The sequence below is a fragment of the Kurthia massiliensis genome, from assembly GCF_000285555.1.
Classification (GTDB): Bacteria; Bacillota; Bacilli; order Bacillales_A; family Planococcaceae; genus Kurthia; species Kurthia massiliensis.
The window spans coordinates 1-20344 of the sequence record NZ_HE611004.1 but is presented as its reverse complement, the minus strand read 5'-3'; the positions used below and the strand labels follow the sequence as shown (position 1 = coordinate 20344).

At 40.4% G+C, this 20344-nt stretch carries 19 protein-coding genes; 12 read left to right on the top strand and 7 right to left on the bottom strand.

Annotated elements, in window-relative coordinates; translation table 11 throughout:
- Positions 1–11: 11 nt before the first annotated feature.
- The 3 genes from KMHG_RS15340 to KMHG_RS19470 form a co-directional block, all read right to left on the bottom strand.
- A complete protein-coding gene (locus KMHG_RS15340) occupies positions 12–1907 on the bottom strand; it encodes a heavy metal translocating P-type ATPase (protein WP_010290861.1) in 1896 nt (631 codons plus the stop codon).
- 266 nt (positions 1908–2173) lie between these two features.
- Positions 2174–3706, bottom strand: a complete 1533-nt coding sequence (locus KMHG_RS15335) for a fumarate hydratase (RefSeq protein WP_010290860.1) — start codon at positions 3704–3706, stop codon at positions 2174–2176.
- Between the two features lie 184 nt (positions 3707–3890).
- A complete protein-coding gene (locus KMHG_RS19470; protein ID WP_010290859.1) occupies positions 3891–4067 on the bottom strand; it encodes an SE1561 family protein in 177 nt (58 codons plus the stop codon).
- Positions 4068–4616: 549 nt separating this feature from the next.
- Here KMHG_RS19470 and KMHG_RS15325 point away from each other — a divergent pair.
- Positions 4617–5780 carry an MFS transporter gene (locus KMHG_RS15325; protein WP_010290858.1) on the top strand — a complete coding sequence of 388 codons (1164 nt, stop codon included), beginning with the start codon at positions 4617–4619 and terminating at the stop codon, positions 5778–5780.
- A gap of 50 nt (positions 5781–5830) precedes the next feature.
- Here KMHG_RS15325 and rlmD read toward each other — a convergent pair whose 3' ends face one another.
- Positions 5831–7207: a 23S rRNA (uracil(1939)-C(5))-methyltransferase RlmD gene (rlmD, locus tag KMHG_RS15320; protein ID WP_010290857.1), complete on the bottom strand. Its 1377-nt coding sequence runs from the start codon at positions 7205–7207 to the stop codon at positions 5831–5833.
- A 143-nt stretch (positions 7208–7350) separates the two neighbouring features.
- The gene (locus tag KMHG_RS15315; RefSeq protein ID WP_010290855.1) at positions 7351–8250 is read right to left on the bottom strand and encodes a TIGR01777 family oxidoreductase; all 900 of its coding nucleotides are present in this window, start codon (positions 8248–8250) and stop codon (positions 7351–7353) included.
- Between the two features lie 107 nt (positions 8251–8357).
- Here KMHG_RS15315 and recX point away from each other — a divergent pair, with 107 nt between their 5' ends.
- From recX to KMHG_RS15295, 4 genes are all read left to right on the top strand, one after another.
- Complete coding sequence (gene recX / locus KMHG_RS15310; RefSeq protein ID WP_010290853.1) at positions 8358–9155, top strand: recombination regulator RecX; 798 nt, start codon at positions 8358–8360, stop codon at positions 9153–9155.
- 85 nt (positions 9156–9240) lie between these two features.
- On the top strand, positions 9241–10410 hold the full coding sequence (locus tag KMHG_RS15305) for an RNA-guided endonuclease InsQ/TnpB family protein (RefSeq protein WP_010290852.1): 1170 nt from the start codon (positions 9241–9243) through the stop codon (positions 10408–10410).
- A 148-nt stretch (positions 10411–10558) separates the two neighbouring features.
- Positions 10559–10879, top strand: coding sequence for a YfhH family protein (locus KMHG_RS15300; protein ID WP_026022140.1), 321 nt, complete (start codon positions 10559–10561; stop codon positions 10877–10879).
- A 3-nt stretch (positions 10880–10882) separates the two neighbouring features.
- Positions 10883–11149, top strand: coding sequence for a YfhJ family protein (locus KMHG_RS15295; RefSeq protein ID WP_010290849.1), 267 nt, complete (start codon positions 10883–10885; stop codon positions 11147–11149).
- 72 nt (positions 11150–11221) lie between these two features.
- Here the strand turns inward: KMHG_RS15295 and KMHG_RS15290 are convergent, their stop codons facing one another.
- Positions 11222–12193, bottom strand: a complete 972-nt coding sequence (locus KMHG_RS15290) for a metal-dependent hydrolase (protein WP_010290848.1) — start codon at positions 12191–12193, stop codon at positions 11222–11224.
- Positions 12194–12290: 97 nt separating this feature from the next.
- Between KMHG_RS15290 and mutY the strand changes: the two genes are divergently transcribed.
- The 3 genes from mutY (at position 12291) to KMHG_RS15275 (ending at position 15924) form a co-directional block, all read left to right on the top strand.
- Positions 12291–13355, top strand: a complete 1065-nt coding sequence (gene mutY, locus KMHG_RS15285) for an A/G-specific adenine glycosylase (RefSeq protein WP_010290847.1) — start codon at positions 12291–12293, stop codon at positions 13353–13355.
- Between the two features lie 117 nt (positions 13356–13472).
- On the top strand, positions 13473–14036 hold the full coding sequence (gene ntdP, locus KMHG_RS15280; protein ID WP_010290845.1) for a nucleoside tri-diphosphate phosphatase: 564 nt from the start codon (positions 13473–13475) through the stop codon (positions 14034–14036).
- A 139-nt stretch (positions 14037–14175) separates the two neighbouring features.
- The gene (locus KMHG_RS15275) at positions 14176–15924 is read left to right on the top strand and encodes an ABC transporter ATP-binding protein (RefSeq protein ID WP_010290844.1); all 1749 of its coding nucleotides are present in this window, start codon (positions 14176–14178) and stop codon (positions 15922–15924) included.
- A gap of 37 nt (positions 15925–15961) precedes the next feature.
- Here KMHG_RS15275 and KMHG_RS15270 read toward each other — a convergent pair whose 3' ends face one another.
- Positions 15962–17071 (bottom strand): FUSC family protein, encoded by a 1110-nt coding sequence (locus KMHG_RS15270; RefSeq protein WP_010290840.1) that lies wholly within the window; start codon positions 17069–17071, stop codon positions 15962–15964.
- A gap of 116 nt (positions 17072–17187) precedes the next feature.
- On the opposite strand from KMHG_RS15270, the gene bcp reads away from it, so the two are divergent.
- The 4 genes from bcp (at position 17188) to KMHG_RS15250 (ending at position 20191) form a co-directional block, all read left to right on the top strand.
- Complete coding sequence (bcp, locus tag KMHG_RS15265) at positions 17188–17658, top strand: thioredoxin-dependent thiol peroxidase (protein ID WP_010290838.1); 471 nt, start codon at positions 17188–17190, stop codon at positions 17656–17658.
- On the top strand, positions 17655–18599 hold the full coding sequence (locus KMHG_RS15260; protein ID WP_010290836.1) for a D-2-hydroxyacid dehydrogenase: 945 nt from the start codon (positions 17655–17657) through the stop codon (positions 18597–18599). Before bcp ends, KMHG_RS15260 begins: the two co-directional genes overlap by 4 nt.
- Positions 18600–18753: 154 nt before the next feature.
- Positions 18754–19203, top strand: a complete 450-nt coding sequence (gene perR, locus KMHG_RS15255; protein WP_010290834.1) for a peroxide-responsive transcriptional repressor PerR — start codon at positions 18754–18756, stop codon at positions 19201–19203.
- Between the two features lie 118 nt (positions 19204–19321).
- Positions 19322–20191, top strand: a complete 870-nt coding sequence (locus tag KMHG_RS15250) for a nucleotidyltransferase-like protein (protein WP_010290832.1) — start codon at positions 19322–19324, stop codon at positions 20189–20191.
- Positions 20192–20344: the final 153 nt, after the last annotated feature.

The following is a 20344-nucleotide window of genomic DNA, read 5'->3' as shown; positions in this document are numbered from 1 at the left end:
CTTTTTGTTGTTTATAAACGTAATAGGCGTAAGCCATTTAAAATAACGAGAATCGTACTACCTTCGTGGCCGACGACACCAAGTGGTAAGTCGAGTGCTTGGAGGAAGTTTGAACAAATGAGTACGATAATGACACTAATAGCAAAGACGATGTTTTGTTTAATGATACGTTGCATTTTACGTGCTAATTTAATCGCATATGCAATTTTAGATAAGTCATTTTTCATTAAAACGACATCGGCTGTTTCAAGGGCGACGTCTGTTCCTTCACCCATCGCTATACCTGTTGTCGCTGTCGCAAGGGCAGGGGCATCGTTAATACCGTCGCCGACCATGCCGACAAATTGATATTGTTTCATTAAGTCTTTCATATGTTGTACTTTTGTTTCTGGTAAACATTCAGCGATATAGCTTTCTACGCCAGCTTCTTGTGCAATGGCTTTCGCTGTTTTTTCATTATCGCCTGTTAGCATGACAGTATGAATGCCGAGTGCTTTTAAATCAGCAATCGCTTTTTTCGCTTCTTCACGAACGGTATCTTTCATCGCGGCCATGGCGATGATGCCGTTATGATCTGCCATAAAGATGACCGTTTTCCCTTGTTCGGCTAGCGTCGTCGCTGCACCGTCTGCGAAAGCGAGTGCGCGTTCGCGACCGACGAAATCCATTTTGCCGACTTTGTAATGCATGTTGTCAATCGTTGCTTCTAAGCCGTATCCAGGAATATCTTGAATCGCTGCTTTCGCGAATGACACGTGTTGTGATTTCGCATATGTTGTAATGGCAACAGCAAGCGGGTGATTCGAGTTATGTTCGATGCCTGCTAACATGCTTAGTACATGTTTGGCATCTTCATCTGGTCGTACGATAAAGTCCGTTACGATCGGTTTCCCTTGTGTTAATGTGCCCGTTTTATCGAAAGCGACTGCTCGTAACACGCTTAAATGTTCGATGTGTAAGCCGCCTTTGAATAGTACGCCGTTACGGGCACCATTTGAGATTGCTGATAATGTCGCTGGCATAATAGAAGCGACAAGTGCACATGGTGAAGCAACGACGAGTAAGACCATCGCGCGGTAAAACGTCGTATTCCAGCTCCAATCTAATAGGAAGTGGGGAACGAACATCATAAGTGCTACCGCTAATAAAACGACTTTAACGTATGTGCCTTCAAAGCGTTCGATAAATTGTTGTGACGGTGATTTTTCACTTTGTGCAGATTGTACGAGGTCGATAATTTTTTGGAACAATGACTCTGAACTTGGCTTTGTCATTTCCATTTGAATCGCACCTGTCATATTCACAGTACTAGCGAAAATTTCATCTCCAACAAATTTTGATACAGGAATGGATTCACCTGTAATGGCTGCTTCATCAATAGATGTCGCACCTTCTATAATGTGCCCATCTGTCGGTACGCGTTCACCCGGTTTAATCATGACGATGTCACCGATTTGAAGCGTGTCGACTTTCACGCGTGTAAGAGAACCGTCTTGTTGTACGAGCCATGCTTCTTCTGGTTGCATATCCATCAGCGCTGAAATTTCTTTATGCGATTTGTTCATCGCGTACGTTTCAAGTGCACCGCTTAATGCGAAGATGAAAATTAAAATCGCGCCTTCTGTCCAATAACCGATAATGGCTGAACCAATCGCTGCGAGAATCATTAAAAATTCAACGTTCAATTCTTTATTGGCAATCGTTTCTTCGACGCCTTCTTTTGCTTTAGCAAACCCACCGATAATAAAAGCTGCAATAAATGTAGTGATGCCGACTGTGTTCATACCATCGCGTGTCGTATACCAAGCGAAGACGATTAATAAACCGGCTACAATCGCTGCAATCAATTCAACGTGTGGTTTTATTTTCTCAATTAAATGATTATTATTCTCATTTGTTTGCTGCATTCATATCCCTCCTGATAATGAAAATCGTTCTTAATTACATGTTTATAACCTTTATATAATAGGTTTTATTCATTTTTTAAATTCCTTAATTAGAATTATTATAAATTTATAATGATTATAACATGGTGGATTTCAAAAAGAAAGGGGAGGTATTTAAAATGAACAATTTTTTTCAACGAATTGTGAACGTTGCAAATGGTTTTCATTTACAGTGAAAAAGCGCACAAAAAAAGACTAGGGAAGCCCTAGTCTTTCATGATTATTTATTAAAATACTGTTTCAGCGTATTGTGCTAATTTTTCTACTGATGATTTTTGTACGTCTGCGTGTAATGAATTACCGTGTGAATCCATTGTAACAACCGCTGTGAAATCTTCCACACTTAAGTGCCACATCGCTTCTGGTACACCAAAATCAAGTAAGTCTACACCGTCGACTGATTTAATGCAGTCTGCATAATATTGTGCTGCGCCACCGATTGCATTTAAGTAAACGCCGCCGTGTTCTTCAAGTGCTTTTAACGTTTTTGGACCCATGCCGCCTTTACCGATGACTGCGCGGATACCGAATTTTTTCATAATGTCGCCTTGGTAAGGTTCTTCACGAATAGACGTTGTCGGGCCAGCTGCTTTCACTGTCCAGTTATCGTTTTCATCTTTCGCCATTACCGGACCACAGTGGTAAATAATTTGACCGTTTAAGTCAACCGGTGCATCATGGCTCATTAAGTGGTGGTGGATCGCGTCACGACCTGTGTACATGCGGCCGCTAATTTTTACGACGTCACCGACTTGTAGTGAACGAATTTTTTCTTCTGTAATTGGTGCAACAAGTTCTACAACTTTGTTTTCTTTTTTCGGCTCAACGTTTGCTGATTCTGCAAAGTCGATTTTTTCGCCTTCTTGGTAGTGCCAGTTTAAAATTTCGCCTGTATTCGCGTCGATGTCGATCGCCATACGACGGAATGCCCAACAGTTGTACGCAACTGATACGTAGAATGATGCTGGAATACGGTGCATTACGCCGATTTTACAACCTAGTAATGTCGCCTCACCACCGAAGCCCATCGTACCGATGCCAAGTGTATTCGCTTTTTCAACGATGTAATCTTCTAATTTTGCTAAATCTTCATTCGGATTTGTATCTTCTAAATGACGGAAAAGTTGTTCTTTTGCTAAGTCGTAACCAGAAGAACGATCGCCACCGATCCCAACGCCGATGAAACCAGCTGAACAACCTTGACCTTGTGCTTGGTATACAGAATGTAAAATACATTTACGGATACCGTCTAAGTCACGACCAGCACGACCAAGACCTTCTAGTTCGCAAGGTAAGCTATATTGAATATTTTTATTTTCACAGCCGCCACCTTTTAGGATAAGCTTCATTTCGATATAGTCTTTTTCCCATTGTTCAAACTTCACGACTGGTAACCCTTCGCCTAGGTTATCGCCTGAGTTTTTACCTGTTAATGAATCAACTGCGTTTGGACGTAATTTTGCATCGCCTGTCGTACGTGCAATCGCTTCTTTAATAATCTTTTTAATTTCGATTTGGTTGACGCCAACTGGTGTTTTTACTTTAAATGTTGGTAAACCAGTATCTTGGCAAATCGGTGATACGTTGTCGTCCGCCATAAAAATGTTGTTCGCAATCGTATCTAAACTCATCGCTGCACGTGTGCCGGCGTTTTCCGCATCTTTCGCACGTTTCACAGCGCGGCGTACGTCTTTCGGTAAGTTCGTCGACGTTTCCGTAATTAAGTTGTAAACGCTTTGTTCTAATGTTTGTAAATTCATTCAAAAATCCCCCTCAACAATAAAGTTTGAAATCACTTTCATTATATAGAGAAAAATAGAAAGATAGAATAGATATGTAGAAAATAATGTGCAAAAGTAGCAAATAAGACATGTTTTGTGTATTTTTAACGAAAAAAGAGGTTGCAAAAAAGCGCATAGCTGGTGCTATGCGCTTTTTATATGACTAGCGGTGTTTAAATTGATCCATTTTTTCTTCTAAATCATCCACCATTGAAATTAAACGGTCGATATCTTCTAATTCAGTCGTTTCAGGATCAATTGAATCTAATACTTCAACGAACATTTGTAGACGGTCCTTCAAGTACTTAACTTGTTGGTCTTTATCTTGAATTGGTTTCATATGAGGCACCTCCGATAGTTAGCTTTAGCATAGCCGATATAACTTATAAATTCAACGCCAAAAAGTATGTAGGACTTATTAAGGAAATTAATATTCTGATTATTTTAAATGTTTACAAAAATAAGTACATATGATATGATGCATGTAAGCTAAACGGAAGGAGGGTACAGTACGATAACACCAACTTATAAAACGTATATGGATGCCCTTTTCTGAAGTGAATGACGCGTAGGTAATGACATGTGTTGGTTCTTGTAAGTATCCACAATGACCGTTCAAAGGGACAAACCACGCGCATCACGAGGCGCCCACACTAGAACAACTGTCAATTATTAAAACACGTAAGCAAACCGAAGGAGGTACATTAAACCCGAAGTCGGTAATCAGACACTATTAACATTTGCCGATGATCAAGTTTAATACAAATGAATATGACGATGAAAAGTTAACAAGGCTCAGAACTCCTACTTTGTAGATGTGTCTGAGTCTTTTTCTATGCCGTAAATTTTGTTATAGTAGGATGACTTCATATCAAGGGGGAGCAACATTTTGCAACATACATATGAAAAGAAACGATTTTGGGTGTTAGTCGCCATCGTTTCGATTTCTGGTTTTTCGCAAGGGATGTTATTGCCGCTCATTTCCGTTATTTTTGAACGGGACGGCGTATCATCTTCATTGAATGGTTTAAATGCGACAGGCCTTTATATCGGAACGTTGATTATTTCACCATTTATTGAAAAGCCGCTACGAAAGTTCGGCTATAAACCGATTATTTTAGTCGGTGGGGGGCTCGTATTATTATCACTCGCGCTGTTCCCACTTTGGAAAAGTTTATTGTTTTGGTTTATTTTACGTTTATTAATCGGCATTGGAGATAATATGCTCCATTTTGCGTCACAAACGTGGATTACGAGTACAGCACGCCCTGATGAACTTGGGAAAAAAATTGCGATTTACGGTATGTCTTTCGGCGTCGGCTTCGCTGTTGGACCATTGCTCGTATCACTCGTTGACATTGCGGAGAGCTTACCGTTCATCGTCTCAACGTTGTGTTGCTTAATCGCGTGGGCACTCGTCTTTACGGTGAAAAATGATCGTCCTACACCGATTGATGTGACGAGCGATCATACGAATGCATGGCAACGTTATAAATTAACGTTGAAGTATGCGTGGGTCGCGTTTTTACCGCCACTCGTTTATGGCTTTTTAGAATCATCATTAAATGCGATATTCCCTGTGTATGCGCTACGTCAACAGTTTGATGTATCGATTGTTACGTGGATTTTATCTGCATTTTCTATCGGCGCGATTTCGACACAAGTGCCACTCGGAACACTTGGGGATCGCATCGGTCGTCATAAAGTCGTGACGTTCGGTTTGCTCGGTGGGGCCGTAATGTTTATGTTCGCAACGTTCGTTGAATTTAATGAATGGCTCGTACTTATCGCTTTCTTATGCGCCGGTATGTGCTGTGGGTCGATGTATTCGCTCGGTATTTCGTTTATGGCTGATTTAACGCCGAAAGATTTATTGCCAACCGGTAATTTAATTTGCAGTATTTTCTTTAGTATCGGTAGTTTATCAGGACCATTTTTAGGCGGCGCTTTCGTAGAACATGTCGATATGAGTTATTTAACGCTCGTATCACTACTGTTATTCGTTATTTTTATCGTCGTCGGGGTAAAACGTACGCGTCCGTTAGCGTCATAAATTAAAAAAAGGTGATGTGCTTTGTGCACATCACCTTTTTTTGTATGTTGTTATTTTTTTAGTGTTAACAATGTCACCGTTTCAACGTGTGCCGTTTGTGGGAACATGTCGACTGGTTGAATGTATTGAACGTCATACATTTCTGTTAGTTGTGCTAAATCTTTTGCAAGTGTTGATGGGTTGCAAGAAGTGTAGACGATCCGTTCTGGACGTAATACTAACATCGTATCGATGAAGCTATCTTCTAAACCAGTACGTGGTGGGTCAACTGTAATTACGTCAGGAACGAAGCCGTCTAAGCGCCATTCTTCTAACCAATATTCCGCTGTACCTTGTACGTACGTTGCGTTTTTTACGTTGTAGTTTTTCGCATTTTTCTTCGCATCTTCGATTGATTCAGGAATGACGTCCATACCGCGAATTTCTTGTGCGCCTTTTGATAACCAAAGACCGATTGTACCAACGCCGCAATATGCATCGACGATTGATTCTTTACCAGTTAAAGCGGCTGCTTTTTTAATTTGATTGTATAAATGAACCGTTTGTGTCGGGTTCAATTGGAAGAACGTACGAGAAGATAAGTTGAATGCAAATTGGCCAAGTTCTTCACGAATCGTTTCTTTACCAGCTAACACGATCGTTTTTTCACCGAATACAAGTGGTGATTCGTCTTCTTTAATGTTTTGCGTTACTGAAACGACTTTCGTATCTAGCGCTTTAATGCGTTCGACAAGTTCGTCTTTTTTATCGAAATCTTTCACAGTCGTCACAAGGACGATTTGCGTTTCACCTGTTTTAATCCCAGTGCGGACAACGATCGTACGAAGAATCCCTTTATTCGTTTTTTCGTTAAATGCTGGAACGTTTAATTCTTGTGCGATACGTTTTACTTTGTTCGTCATTTTTGCTGTCATCGGGTGTTGTACTGCGCAATCTTCGATGTCTAACAATTTATGGCTGTTTTCAGCGTAAAGACCTGCTAAAATTTTGTCGCCTGATTGACGTGCTTGGAATGCGCTTTTGTTGCGGTAGTTCCAAGGGTTATCCATACCGATTGTATGGCGTAAATCCCATTTTTTCGCGCTGTTGCCAACGTATTTTGCAAGCGCTTGTGAAACGATATCACGTTTTGCTTTTAATTGTAATTCGTATTTCATATGTTGTAATTGGCAACCGCCACACTCATCGTATACAGGACAAGGGGGTGTCACGCGATGTTTTGAACGTTTTTGTACTTTTAAAATTTTACCTTCTGAATAACCGCCCGCGACTTTTGTTAATTCTACATATACTTCTTCACCAGTAATAGCGCCAGGTACGAAAACGATGTTGCGTTTATAATAACCGATCCCTTCACCGTTAATCCCTAGTTTTTTAATGTTCAGTGGAATACGTTTTCCGACCGACATGATTGTTTGTTGTTGCAAGTTTGACACGTCCTTTTCTGAATTCATTTCTCCATTATAACGAAACTAATTGTTGAATAAAAGAAATTATGTCTTAAACGGTTGTGGCAAGTGTCCATTGTAAGACAAAAAAAGAACCCTCGTCGGAGGATTCTTTCGTATGTTTATAGTAATAACTGAGAGAGTGCTTTATTAATCGTCGGATAATTAAATTCGTAGCCATATGCAGCTAGTACAGTTGGCATCACTTTTTGACCTTCGACGACGAGTTGGCTTTTTTCACCGAGTGCAAGTTTTAAAGCAGCTTCGGGAACAGGAAGCCAGCTTTTCTTTTGTAAAACGCTCGCGATGGCGTCGCCGACTTGTTTCATGCGAATCGGATACGGCGCAGTAACATTGACGACGCCTTCGATATCGTCTTCCATTAAACAAAAGGCGAGTGCGCGTGCAACATCTTCTACGTGCACCCATGACACCCATTGCATACCGTCACCGAGTGTACCGCCGACGCCCATTTTGTATGGTTTTGCGAGGAGTGGGAATGCGCCAGCGTCTTTATCAAAAATGACACCGAAGCGCGTTTTGACGACGCGGACATTGTCTTCGGCCGCTTGATCGGCAAGTCCTTCCCACATTTTCACCGTTTTTCCTAAGAAATCATGCGCTTGTTCCGTTGATTGCTCGGTATATTCTGCTTGTTGAGAAGCTGGATATATACCGATTGCACTTGCATTGACGAGCACGCGCGGTTTTTTCTCTAGCGCACGAATAATACGCAGCACTTCGTTCGTCGCATCTTGACGACTATTGTAAATCGCTGCTTTTCGTTCGTCTGTCCATCGTCCTTCATTTAACGATACACCTGCTAAGTTGACGATAGCATCAATGCCTTCTAAATAAATTTCTGGCGTCGCTTCGTCTGCTAACCATTGAACGTATTCGATACCATCTTTTGAATCGTTCGTGCTGCGCGTTAAAATGATGATGTCATGCCCGTGTGCTTTTAAAATGTTCGTCAGTTTTGTACCGACTAAGCCAGTACCACCTGTAATCGCAATTTTCATGAAAAACCCTCCCTTAAAATGTTCGTCATTCTACTTCTATTATCGAGTGTACGACCGTGAAGTTTCAACTAAAAACAGGTATACTATCAAAAGAAAGGGGTGGACGTATGCCGAAAGTCATTACGAAAATTACGCGCCAAAAGCGAAATGAAGAGCGCTATAACATTTACGTCAATGAAGAATATGCTTTCAGTGTCGATGAAAATATTCTCGTGCAATACGGCCTCACAAAAGGGAAGACGCTCGACGAATGGACGATCGGTGACATCGGATTTGACGATGAAGTATCGCGTGCATTTAATCGCGCGCTCGGTTATTTAACGTATCAAATGCGTAGCGAAGATGAAGTGCGCAAAAAGTTACTCGCAGCGGAGTTTGGTGAAGCGGTCATTAACGAAGCCATTCATAAATTGACGCGTCTCGGCTTTTTAAACGATGCGGAATATTCAAAGGCATTTGTCGATACGAAAAAAAATACGATGAAAAAAGGCCCGCGTGCGATTCAACAAGAGTTGAAACGTAAAGGCATCGATGACGATACACAACAACAAGCGCTCGCGCATTTTGATGAAGCGGAGCAATTGAAACTTGCGACAGAACTTGCCGATAAAAAATTGCGCCAAGAGACGAAAAAGACACCGATGCAGCAAAAGCAAAAAATTCAAGAATTTCTCTTGCGTAAAGGGTATAGCTTTGCGATTATTGAACAAGTTATCGCACAAATTGATTTTTCAAAAGCGGAAGATGATTGGTCAGTGCTAGTTGAGGTGCAAGGCGAAAAAGCGTGGCGCAAATATGCGTCGAAGTTTTCAGGTTACGACTTGCATATGAAGGTGAAACAGGCGCTTTATCAAAAGGGCTTCCCTGGCGACGTGATCGACACATTTATAGAACAGAAGGAGTAATAAAACAGTAGACAAAAAAATAGACAAATGGGTATATATGTATAAAATGATATCTCGTTAAAATCAGGTGAAAGGATGCTAAGGAATGAAGCGGGCTTATAAGCTGGAAATAAAACCAACTGACCGGCAACGTGAAAAACTTATCAGAACATTTGGTGTATGTCGCTATGTCTACAACATGTATATTGCAACGAATATAACTGCCTATAAAGAAGGAAGATCTTTCATAAGCGGCTATGATTTTTCAAAATGGTTAAACAATATTCACGTGAAGCAGCGTCAACAAGATTTGTGGATAAAATCTGTATCGAGTAAAGCGGTAAAGCAATCGATTATGAACGCGGAACGTGCGTATAAAAACTTTTTTAAAGGGCTGAGTAAACACCCTCGTTTCAAGAAAAAAGCACGTCAAGATGTAAAAGCTTACTTTCCCAAAAATAATCAGACCGATTTTGAAGTAAAACGCCATCAAATCAAAGTGCCAACGCTCGGTTGGGTAACATTGAAAGAATATGGTTATCTTCCGAAAGGTGCTGTCATCAAAAGTGGTACAGTATCACAAAAAGCTGACCGATTCTATATTTCAGTATTATGCGAAGTGCCTGACTGCATAAAACAAACACCGGAATCAGAAGGCATCGGTATTGATTTAGGGATCAAAGATTTTGCCATCATGAGTAACGGTAAGATTTATAAAAATATCAATAAAACAGATAAAGTAAGAAAGCTTGAAAAACGATTAAAACATGCTCAACGGAAATTGAGTAGAAGTTACGAACAAAACAAAAAGGTAGGTGAAAACTGCTACTTTAAAAATCGACAAAAACAAATTTGTCGCGTACAAAAGTTACATCAGCGTCTAGCAAATATTCGAGAAAACTACCAGAAGCACATTGTGAATGACTTGGTGAAAACCAAACCAGCATTCATTGCATTAGAAGATCTAAATGTGCGCGGTATGATGAAAAACAGACATTTATCAAAAGCATCAAAAGCGATTGCACAACAAGGTTTCTTCAATTTTAGAACGAAGTTGCAAATGAAGTGCGAAGCATATGGTATTGAATTACGCCTTGTGAATCGTTTTTATCCGAGTTCTAAATTATGTAGTGTATGCGGTCATAACAAAGTAGATTTAACATTGAAAGATAGAACTTACGAATGTGTAAATTGTCATCAAGTGTTAGACCGAGATTTAAATGCTGCGATGAATTTAAAACAAGCTACACAATATGAATTGCTCGTGTCAGTTTAAATGAATAGTACGGTGGGCTACATCGGAATTGAAGCCTGTGGAGAGTGATACGAAACGTTAGTAGGGAGTACGTGCCGAGGACGCATTCTAAGAAGCAGGAAAAAGCTAGATGTATACTTTTGTATATGTTTTTAGTAGCAGCAAGAAAATGAAGAAGTATAGCGAAATGACGGAAGCCGAATTACGTACAGAAATCGGTTTATTAAGAGAGAAAGCACGTAAGGCGGAACAACTAGGCATCATTAATGAATTTGCCGTTTACGAACGTAAAGCGATTTTAGCAAGTTCATTTTTATTAAACCCAGACGATTTTAAAGTCGGCGGCATTTACCGTATTGAAGGGGACCCGGGTGTGTTTTTCAAAATTGATTATTTAAAAGGTGTATACGCATGGGGCTATCGTCTTGGCGGCACGACACGTGAAGAAGCGATTCCAATTGCGATGTTAACACCACCTGAGGAGATGTAATACATGAAAGAATTAGAAGCAACTATTGCGGAATTAACAGCTGAACTCGTAGCAGTATCAGGTAAAATTTCAGAATCAAAAGCACGTACATGGATTGAATTGCTATGGAGTGACTTTGAATCAACGTATGCGAAAGCAGGATATGACTATAAAGGGGCTGAAATGACAGAACGTTACATTCGTCAATTCATTCAAAGCTATGGTCCGAACATCGATGCTTTTGCAGGGCGTAATCCGAAATACGCGCATCTATTAGATGCCGCTGATTAAATGAAACGTGTCCAAGTCGGGCACGTTTTTTTACGAAAAAAAGAGACTTGAATGTATCAAGTCTCCCGTAATTTATACTAACTTACTTTGTAATTTTTCTTCTGTGAAAATCCAACCGGTGTACGAACGAATAATTTCGTACGCTTCGTTGACGTGTGCAACGGCGACGAACGGATAGCGATTGTTACTGCGATAGCGTAAGTCGATTAATCGTACTTCTTGCAACCCATTTGGGAGCGTACGCATTTCCCAGCGATAAATCGGCGAAAATGACACGAATGATTGGAAGTTTTGGTCAGTTAGAACGGCGTCGAATAACGGTGTTTTTGGTAATGGCTCAATGCGGAATTGGTCATAAATCGTAATCGAACGTCCGTAAGCGCGACCGACGTAATGATGCGTTTTTGAGTTCGCCACGACGCGATACTGTAAAAAGTAGCGCGTTGGTGATAAAATAACTTCTTCAGCATCTGGTACCGTACTTTTCACCGCATTAATGACGGCACGATGAAGCCAAATACGTACGATATAGTAACCGATGAGCACGATATAAAGTGTACTCATTGTCGGTACGGGTGGTGCGCCAAATAACCAGGCAGCAATCGCGACGATATGCAGGGCGAAAATGATCGGATCGAATGTGTTAATAATTCCGAGGGCGACCCATTTTTTCGAAAATGGCCGTACCGCTTGCGTTCCGTAAGCATTAAAAATATCGACAAATACGTGCAACGCGACAGCGCCAAATGACCAAAGCCAAATGTGGAGCGCGTCCGCTGCAGGTACGAGTAAATGTAACACGAGCGTAATGAGGAGCGGCCAAATAATGACTGCCGGAATGGAATGTGTAATGCCACGATGATGTCGAATGTAGACAGCGTTATTGCGCAATTTTAAAATCGTGTCAACATCGGGTGCTTGCGAACCGAGAATGATGCCTGCTGCAACTGCCGAAAAAGTGACAGGATGCGAAGCGACAACGGGATCGGCGAGCGCAAGACCACTGATGGCAACACTCATCACTAAGTGTGTACCTGTATCCAAAAAATCAGCTCCTTAGTGCTCATTTCAATTATTACCGATAATTCTATTTTACAATATTTTACTCGTGACTACGAGCAATATACAAGGAGGTAACGGCATGTATCGTTACAAAAAACAATTTCAAAAAGCACTCGTTGAATGGTTTCACCGTGAAAAACGCGACCTTCCGTGGCGTCATACGACAGACCCGTACAAAATTTGGGTATCGGAAGTGATGCTACAGCAAACGCGCGTTGATACGGTCATTCCATACTACGAAAATTTCTTAGAAAAGTTCCCAACAGCAGAAGCGCTGGCAAATGCAGATGAAGCATTTTTATTAAAGCAATGGGAAGGACTTGGCTACTATTCACGTGCGCGCAATTTACAAGCTGGCGTTCGTGAAGTCGTTGAAAATTACGGTGGTATCGTACCGAATACACGTGAAGAAATTTTAACATTAAAAGGTGTAGGCCCTTATACAGCGGGTGCTATATTAAGCATCGCATACGGCGTACCGGAACACGCGGTCGATGGGAATGTGATGCGCGTATTAAGTCGCGTTTTAATGATTGATGAAGATATCGCCATTCCGAAAACGAAAAAAACATTTGAACGTGCTGTGATGGAACTGATCGACCACGACGATCCATCGGGTTTTAACCAAGGTTTAATGGAGCTCGGTGCAACCGTTTGTACGCCGACATCTCCGAGCTGTTTATTATGTCCAGTGCGCGACTATTGCACAGCTTTCCACGAAGGAGATCCAGAAAAATTACCGATTAAAACGAAAAAAGCAAAAGCGAAAAAAGTGCCATACGACGTCTTTATCGTAGAAGATATGGAAGGACGTATTTTAATGGAACAACGTCCGGAAAAAGGTTTACTTGCGAACATGTGGCAATTCCCGATGGTCGAAGTGCAAAAAGGTGTCATCACAGAAAGCGAAGTAGCGAAAACGTATCAGTTCGAACTAGCAGGAAAAGAACATCTCATGCCATTGAAACACGTATTTACGCATTTAGTATGGCAAATGGACGGATACGTATTACGCGCCGGTCAATTAGGGACATTACCTGAACGAGCAAAATGGTTCACTTTAGAAGAAGTAGAAACGTTAGCATTGCCGGTATCGATGCAAAAGTTTTTAGCGCAATACCGCATCGAACGTCAGAAATTGTAAAAAATTCAATGAATTTTAGTCTTAATCTTCGTTTTTAACTACACGTTTGTTTCTAGGATTGTTATAATGTTACAAAAGCACTTTTTTAACGAGTGCTTCACAAAGGTGGGGCTTGTAATGGCGATTCCAGAAGTAGGGGATATCGTACAAATACATAGTTATAAGCACAATGGCCGCATTCACCGCGTATGGCAAGAAACGATGATACTGAAAAGTACAAACAAAGTGATAATCGGAGCAAATGAACGCACACTCGTAACTGAATCGGATGGTCGTACTTGGTTAACGAGAGAGCCTTCCATTACGTATTTTCATTCGGAATTGTGGTATAACATTATTTGTATGTTAAGAGAAGATGGCGTTTATTATTACTGTAATATGAGTTCGCCATTTGTATTTGATCATAATGCGATTAAATATATTGACTATGATTTAGATTTAAAAGTATTTCCAGATATGTCGTATACATTGTTGGACGAGGACGAGTACGAAGACCATCGCCAATTAATGAATTACCCGCCAGTAATCGATAGTATTTTGAAAGCGAATGTTCGAAAGCTCATTCGCTGGGTAGAACAGCGCCGCGGACCGTTCGCGCCAGATTTTATTGAAGCATGGACGAATCGCTACAAGTTCCAACGACAGTTGAACGAAGAAAAATCGCAACAATCAGATGAATAGGGGCGTCGAGCAATCGGCGGAAGAACGGAACGCTCTCTTTTAGGGGCCGTTCCTTTTTTTATAGGCAAAAACTGCCTACCAACAGATGGAGATATGCTACAATTATGAGCGCATGTTTGGACGAAAGGATATGAGGCTCATGGGCAGTATGAAGCGTTATATGCAATTTGTCAGTCCGTATAAATGGGATATCATCATTACGTTTATCATCGGCGTTGTAAAATTTTTAATTCCGATGGCAACACCATTTATTATTAAAATCATCATTGATGATATTATCGGAGCTGAGCATTTAACGAAGGCGGAGCAAATGGAAGACTTAATGTGGTGCATCGGTATTATCGCATTCATTTTCTTCATTCTCCGTCCACCAATTGAATATTTCCGCCAATATTTTGCACAACGTGTCAGCAACCGTATTTTGTACGATATTCGTACGAAACTGTATGCACATTTGCAAAAACTCGGCTTAAAGTTTTATGCCAACAACCGCGTTGGGGACGTCATTTCTCGTACGATTAACGACGTTGAACAAACGAAAGAATTCGTCATGACCGGTCTAATGAACATTTGGATTGATATGGTCACAGTCGTGATTGCCATTGCGATTATGATGATGATGGATGTGAAATTAACACTCATTACATTAATCGCGTTACCGTTTTATATGATTAGCGTGAAATATTTCTTTACACGTCTTCGTTCATTAACACGTGAACGTTCAAAAGCACTTGCTGGCGTTCAAAGTTATTTACACGAACGTGTACAAGGGATGAATATTATTAAAAGCTTTACACTTGAACAACACGAACAAAAAATCTTTGCAGAAACGAACGGCAACTTCTTGCAAAAAGCGTTAAATCAAACACGCTGGAATGCGTACACGTTCGCAGTCGTCAATACGATTACAGGTCTTGCACCAGTGGCGGTACTTGCGTATGCCGGTTACAACGTTATTCAAGGAAATTTAACAGTCGGTACGATGGCCGCATTTATCGGTTATATCGATATGCTGTACAACCCATTGCGCCGTTTAGTCAACTCATCAACGACGTTAACACAATCGGTCGCTTCAATGGACCGTATGTTTGATTTGTTTGATGAAAAATATGATATCGAAAATAAAGAAACAGCAAAACCGTTACCACCTGTAAATGGCCAAGTGGACTTTAATCACGTGTCATTCCGTTATAACGATGAAGGACGTAACGTGTTAAATGATATTAACTTCTCGATTAAACCAGGCCAAACTGCTGCATTCGTCGGTATGAGTGGTGGCGGTAAGTCGACGATTATTAGTTTGATCCCACGTTTTTATGACGTACTTGCTGGTAGCATTCAAATTGATGGTCACGACGTACGTGATGTCGACATTGAATCATTGCGCACACAAATCGGTATTGTGCAGCAAGACAATATTTTATTTAGCGATTCGGTGCGTGAAAACATTTTAATGGGGAATCCATTAGCGACAGATGAAGAAATGATTGCAGCGGCGAAAGCGGCGAATGCGCATGACTTCATTATGAACTTGCCACAAGGATACGATACACCAGTCGGCGAGCGCGGTGTGAAATTGTCTGGTGGTCAAAAACAACGTGTAGCGATTGCGCGCGTGTTTTTGAAAAACCCACCGATTTTAATTTTAGATGAAGCAACATCAGCGCTTGACCTTGAAAGTGAAGCGTTAATTCAAGAGTCACTCGACCGCTTAGCATCAAACCGTACGACATTAATCGTTGCACACCGTTTATCAACAGTAACGCATGCCGATCAAATCATCGTCATCGATCACGGTGAACTGAAAGAAAAAGGCACGCACGCAGAATTAATGAAAAAAGAAAACGGTATTTACCATGATTTATTTAATGTTCAAAAATTTGAATAATAAAAAGAGGCGTCAGGGTGTCCTGATACCTCTTTTTTTACGTTAAAATATTGTCCTCGTCGCGCTCTTTTAACAATTCTTTTGAATGATAGTTTTGATAAGCGGAAATTAACGTATCTAAGTGTTCTAAGTTTTCTTCGTAATCTAAAATACGCGATAAAATGTGAAGCAGGTGATAGCTTGAAAATTCTTCGTTACCTTCTGTTTCATGTTGTTCAATGACGTAATCTGCAAAAATGCCCATAATCTCGTTACGTTGTAAAAACTCTTCTTGTCCGATCCACGTCGTATGATGGGATTTTAATTTACCTGTGTACTTTAAAAATAGTTGTTCATGGTACGTTGATAAAAAATCGAGTCGGTCTTGAATCATAATGTGGAAGCGTTCTGGCATATTCGCCAATTCATTTTCGTGAATGAACAAACGATTTAACGTTTCTAAACTTTTGTTTGTCGTCTTTAACATTTGTCGATAAATGACGAGCTTGCGCTGTTTCATAAATAGCGCTTTTTTCGTATACGTGCGTTCTTCTTTATAGAGCGTATACACTTGATCAAGTTTCTTTTGATTTTTACGGAATTCACGCACCGATTGTTTTGTTGACGTATGTTCCGACGCTTGACGCACAGCGAGGCGCATCCAGCGTGTAATATCATCTTGTAAATATTTTAATGATGCAAACAGACGTGTTTCATATTTTGGTGGTAAAAACACTAAGTTGACGATGGATGCCGCAATGACACCGACCATCACCGTTGCAAAACGTATGATAGCGAAGAAAATAAAGTCTGTAAATTCATCGTACGCTTTCCCTTCCATAATGACGAGCACTGTCACGAGCGCAAGTGAAACGCTATTGGTTAATTTTAATTTCAGCATAATTAACAATGTGACGATAACAGCAAAACCTGCGACGATAGGTTCGACGCCGAAAATTGCAACGAATACGACAGCTGTTACAGCACCGATAATATTGCCTTGCACTTGATCGATAATCGTTTTATATGAACGATAGACCGATGGCTGAATGGCGAAAATCGCCGCGATTCCTGCGAAAATTGGCGATGGTAAGTGCAATAGTTCAGCGAGATAAAAGGCGAAGACAATCGCAACACCAGTTTTTAATATACGGGCACCTAATTTCATCGTTGAAATGGTAACCTCTCTTTCTTTTAATATAGTCGTACTTTAACGTACTTAGTATGATGTTTCAAGCATTGCTCGGTAGAACTTGTTACAATAAAGAAAAAGGGGGTTTTCATATGAATTTAGTAGGCAGTGAAGCACCGAACTTCACGTTACACAATCAACACGGTGAACGCGTGTCACTTTCAGATTTCAAAGGGAAAAAGGTGATCCTTTATTTTTATCCGAAAGATATGACGCCAGGTTGTACGACTGAAGCGTGTGATTTCCGAGATGCACATGAAGATTTTTCAGCGCTTAACGCAGTCATCATCGGCGTAAGTCCTGACCCAGCAGCGCGTCATACGAAATTTATCGATAAATATGAATTGCCATTTGCGCTGTTAGCAGATGAAACGCATGAAGCGGCAGAAAGTTACGGCGTATGGCAATTGAAGAAAAACTTCGGTAAAGAGTATATGGGCATCGTTCGTTCAACATTTTTAATCGATGAAGCGGGCGTTGTGACGAACGAATGGCGTAATGTACGTGTGAAAGATCATATTGCGACTGTACTTGAAACTTTACGACAAGGAGCAGAAGCATGATTTATTTTACATTTGACCCACGACCAGATTTAAAAGAAGATTTAGTATCGAGTTTTCCAAATGAGACGTTCGTCTTTTCAAAAACAGTAGAGCAAGCGCCGTTAAAAGTAGCGGAAATCATCGTTACATATGGTGAAGACTTAACGGAAGCGCATATTCAACAGGCCGACAATTTAAAATGGATCATGGTCGCCTCTGCAGGAATTGAAAAAATGCCAAATGCTGCGATTGCCGCGCGCGGTATTCCAGTAACGAATGTTCGAGGTATTCATAAAGTACCGATGGCGGAATCTGTCATGATGCACATTTTGGCGTATTATCATACTTTGCCACAAATTTATGCTTATGAAACAAAACATGAGTGGAAACGTAATTTAAAACAGCGTGAACTGTTCGGTTCAACAGCGGTTATTTTAGGACCTGGTGCAATCGGTGGCGAAATCGGACGCTTATTACAAGCGTTCAATGTGAAAACGATCGGTTGCAATCGTTCAGGTCGTGCGGCAGCCTATATGGATGAAATGGTGTCGTTTGAACAACTAGAAGCAGTGTTACCAAATGCTGATATCGTCATTTCTGTGTTGCCAGATACGGCAGAGACAAAACATTTAATAACGGCTCGTCATTTTGATGCGATGAAAGAGACGGCTTTATTCATGAACTTCGGACGCGGCTCACTCGTATCGACGGACGTGCTCGTTGACGCATTAACGAACGATAAAATTGGTCATGCGGTATGTGATGTGTTTGAACAAGAACCTTTACCAGCGGATAGTCCACTATGGTCATTACCGAACATGACAGTGTCACCACACTTATCGAGTCATTCATCACGTTATTTAGAACGTAGCTTCGCCATTTTTAAACCGAACTTAACGAAGTATCGTGCAGGGGCACTCGACCAATTAGAAAACATGGTTGACTTATCTCTCGGTTACTAATTGAGAATAGAAGCCAGATAATTGAAAAAATTTCTAGGGATCTATGAATGGTTAGTCCATTTTAATCAATAAAGTTGACAGTATTGCCATGTTACAGGTAGACTTATTAATAACAATTATAAATTAATAATTTGTATGAAAGAGGTGCATGGCGATGTCAGAAATGCAATTGAAAAATGCACTCGACACGCTAAAGACAACAGGCGTACGTATTACTCCGCAACGTCATGCGATTTTAGAATATTTAATCGAAACAATGACGCATCCAACAGCGGATGATATTTATAAAGCATTAGCATCAAAATTTCCAAATATGAGTGTTGCGACAGTGTACAACAACTTGCGCGTTTTCCGCGAGTCAGGTCTTGTGAAAGAATTGACGTATGGCGATAACGCAAGTCGTTTTGATTTCATTACATCAAAACACTATCACGTTATTTGTTCAGACTGCGGTAAAATCGTCGACTTCCATTATCCTGGATTAGACGAAGTAGAGCACGTAGCAGCACAAGTAACAAACTTTGAAATTAATTCACACCGTATGGAAATTTACGGTACATGCCCAGATTGTCAGGCAAAAAGTGTCGACGCAACAGCGCTTTAACAAATAAGAGGATTGTGCATTGATTTGCACGATCCTCTTTCTTTTCTCGATAGCAACAATCGACGTTTCACGTTATAATAACTATTGAATGGATTATGATCGTTTAGGAGGAGCTAGGATGGATTTACGTTTACGCCCAATTTACCAAGAACGCGCGAGCGATTCGAATACGCTTGGGGTCATTATGATCGAAAAAATTGATACGGTGAGTCCGATTACCGACAATTTTGATATGGTGCTGTTAATTATTACGAAAGAAAATGATATTCCGGTGTATACAAAACACTATTCATTTAAAAATAACAAAAAAGCAGCGATGCATACGATTACCGAAAAGCAATTACAAAAATGGCTTGTCGTCGGATATAACAAAAAAATCGTCGACTGGTTATTTTACGGGAAAGTATTATTCGATCGTAATGAATACGTAGATACATTAAAGAAAAACTTAAAAGACAATCCATTCGAGGGACGTCAAGTAAAGCTTGGAGTTGAATTTGCGAAATTAATTCGTCGCTTCCAAGAAAGTAAAGTGTCTTTCGATGCACGTGATTATTTTGATGCGTACAATCATATGATTGAATCATTGAACCATTTAGCGCGCCAAGCAGTCATTCAACATGGCCGCTATCCAGAAGTGACAGTGTGGCATCAATTGAAAGGTTATAATATTGAAATCTATAACCTATATGAGGCATTTATTACGAGCCACCAAGACATTCGAGATCGCTTAACGAATATTTTCAACAAAGTAGAAGCGTTAATTGAACATAGTATAGAAGAAAGTGCGCAACACTTATTAGATGTAATGCGTACGCAACCACATTGGAGTGTGCAACAATTGCATGAAAATGAAGCATTGAAAATATACTCTGTAAATCTAGAATTTTTCGTTGAGTTTTTACGCGAGAAAGGCTATATTGTGATAGAACGTATTGAGACGAAAAGTCCTGAAGTATATCATCGTTATTATGCGGTGAAAAAATAATTCAAAAAAACGCTTGACGTTTATAAATAGCTATTGTATTATATTAATTGTCCTTAAGACACAGGGCGAAACATCATAAATGAAATGAACGAAAAAAACTTTGAAAAAAGTTGTTGACTTCTAAGAAGTTATGATGATATAATAAGTGAGTCG

Bases quoted from the DNA above. Each gene is read 5' to 3' on its own strand.
- KMHG_RS15340 (WP_010290861.1), bottom strand. From the start codon at position 1,907: ATGCAGCAAACAAATGAGAATAATAATCATTTAATTGAGAAAATAAAA.
- KMHG_RS15335 (WP_010290860.1), bottom strand. From the start codon at position 3,706: ATGAATTTACAAACATTAGAACAAAGCGTTTACAACTTAATTACGGAA.
- KMHG_RS19470 (WP_010290859.1), bottom strand. From the start codon at position 4,067: ATGAAACCAATTCAAGATAAAGACCAACAAGTTAAGTACTTGAAGGAC.
- KMHG_RS15315 (WP_010290855.1), bottom strand. From the start codon at position 8,250: ATGAAAATTGCGATTACAGGTGGTACTGGCTTAGTCGGTACAAAACTG.
- recX (WP_010290853.1), top strand. From the start codon at position 8,358: ATGCCGAAAGTCATTACGAAAATTACGCGCCAAAAGCGAAATGAAGAG.
- KMHG_RS15305 (WP_010290852.1), top strand. From the start codon at position 9,241: ATGAAGCGGGCTTATAAGCTGGAAATAAAACCAACTGACCGGCAACGT.
- KMHG_RS15300 (WP_026022140.1), top strand. From the start codon at position 10,559: ATGAAGAAGTATAGCGAAATGACGGAAGCCGAATTACGTACAGAAATC.
- KMHG_RS15295 (WP_010290849.1), top strand. From the start codon at position 10,883: ATGAAAGAATTAGAAGCAACTATTGCGGAATTAACAGCTGAACTCGTA.
- mutY (WP_010290847.1), top strand. From the start codon at position 12,291: ATGTATCGTTACAAAAAACAATTTCAAAAAGCACTCGTTGAATGGTTT.
- ntdP (WP_010290845.1), top strand. From the start codon at position 13,473: ATGGCGATTCCAGAAGTAGGGGATATCGTACAAATACATAGTTATAAG.
- KMHG_RS15275 (WP_010290844.1), top strand. From the start codon at position 14,176: ATGGGCAGTATGAAGCGTTATATGCAATTTGTCAGTCCGTATAAATGG.
- KMHG_RS15270 (WP_010290840.1), bottom strand. From the start codon at position 17,071: ATGAAATTAGGTGCCCGTATATTAAAAACTGGTGTTGCGATTGTCTTC.
- bcp (WP_010290838.1), top strand. From the start codon at position 17,188: ATGAATTTAGTAGGCAGTGAAGCACCGAACTTCACGTTACACAATCAA.
- KMHG_RS15260 (WP_010290836.1), top strand. From the start codon at position 17,655: ATGATTTATTTTACATTTGACCCACGACCAGATTTAAAAGAAGATTTA.
- perR (WP_010290834.1), top strand. From the start codon at position 18,754: ATGTCAGAAATGCAATTGAAAAATGCACTCGACACGCTAAAGACAACA.
- KMHG_RS15250 (WP_010290832.1), top strand. From the start codon at position 19,322: ATGGATTTACGTTTACGCCCAATTTACCAAGAACGCGCGAGCGATTCG.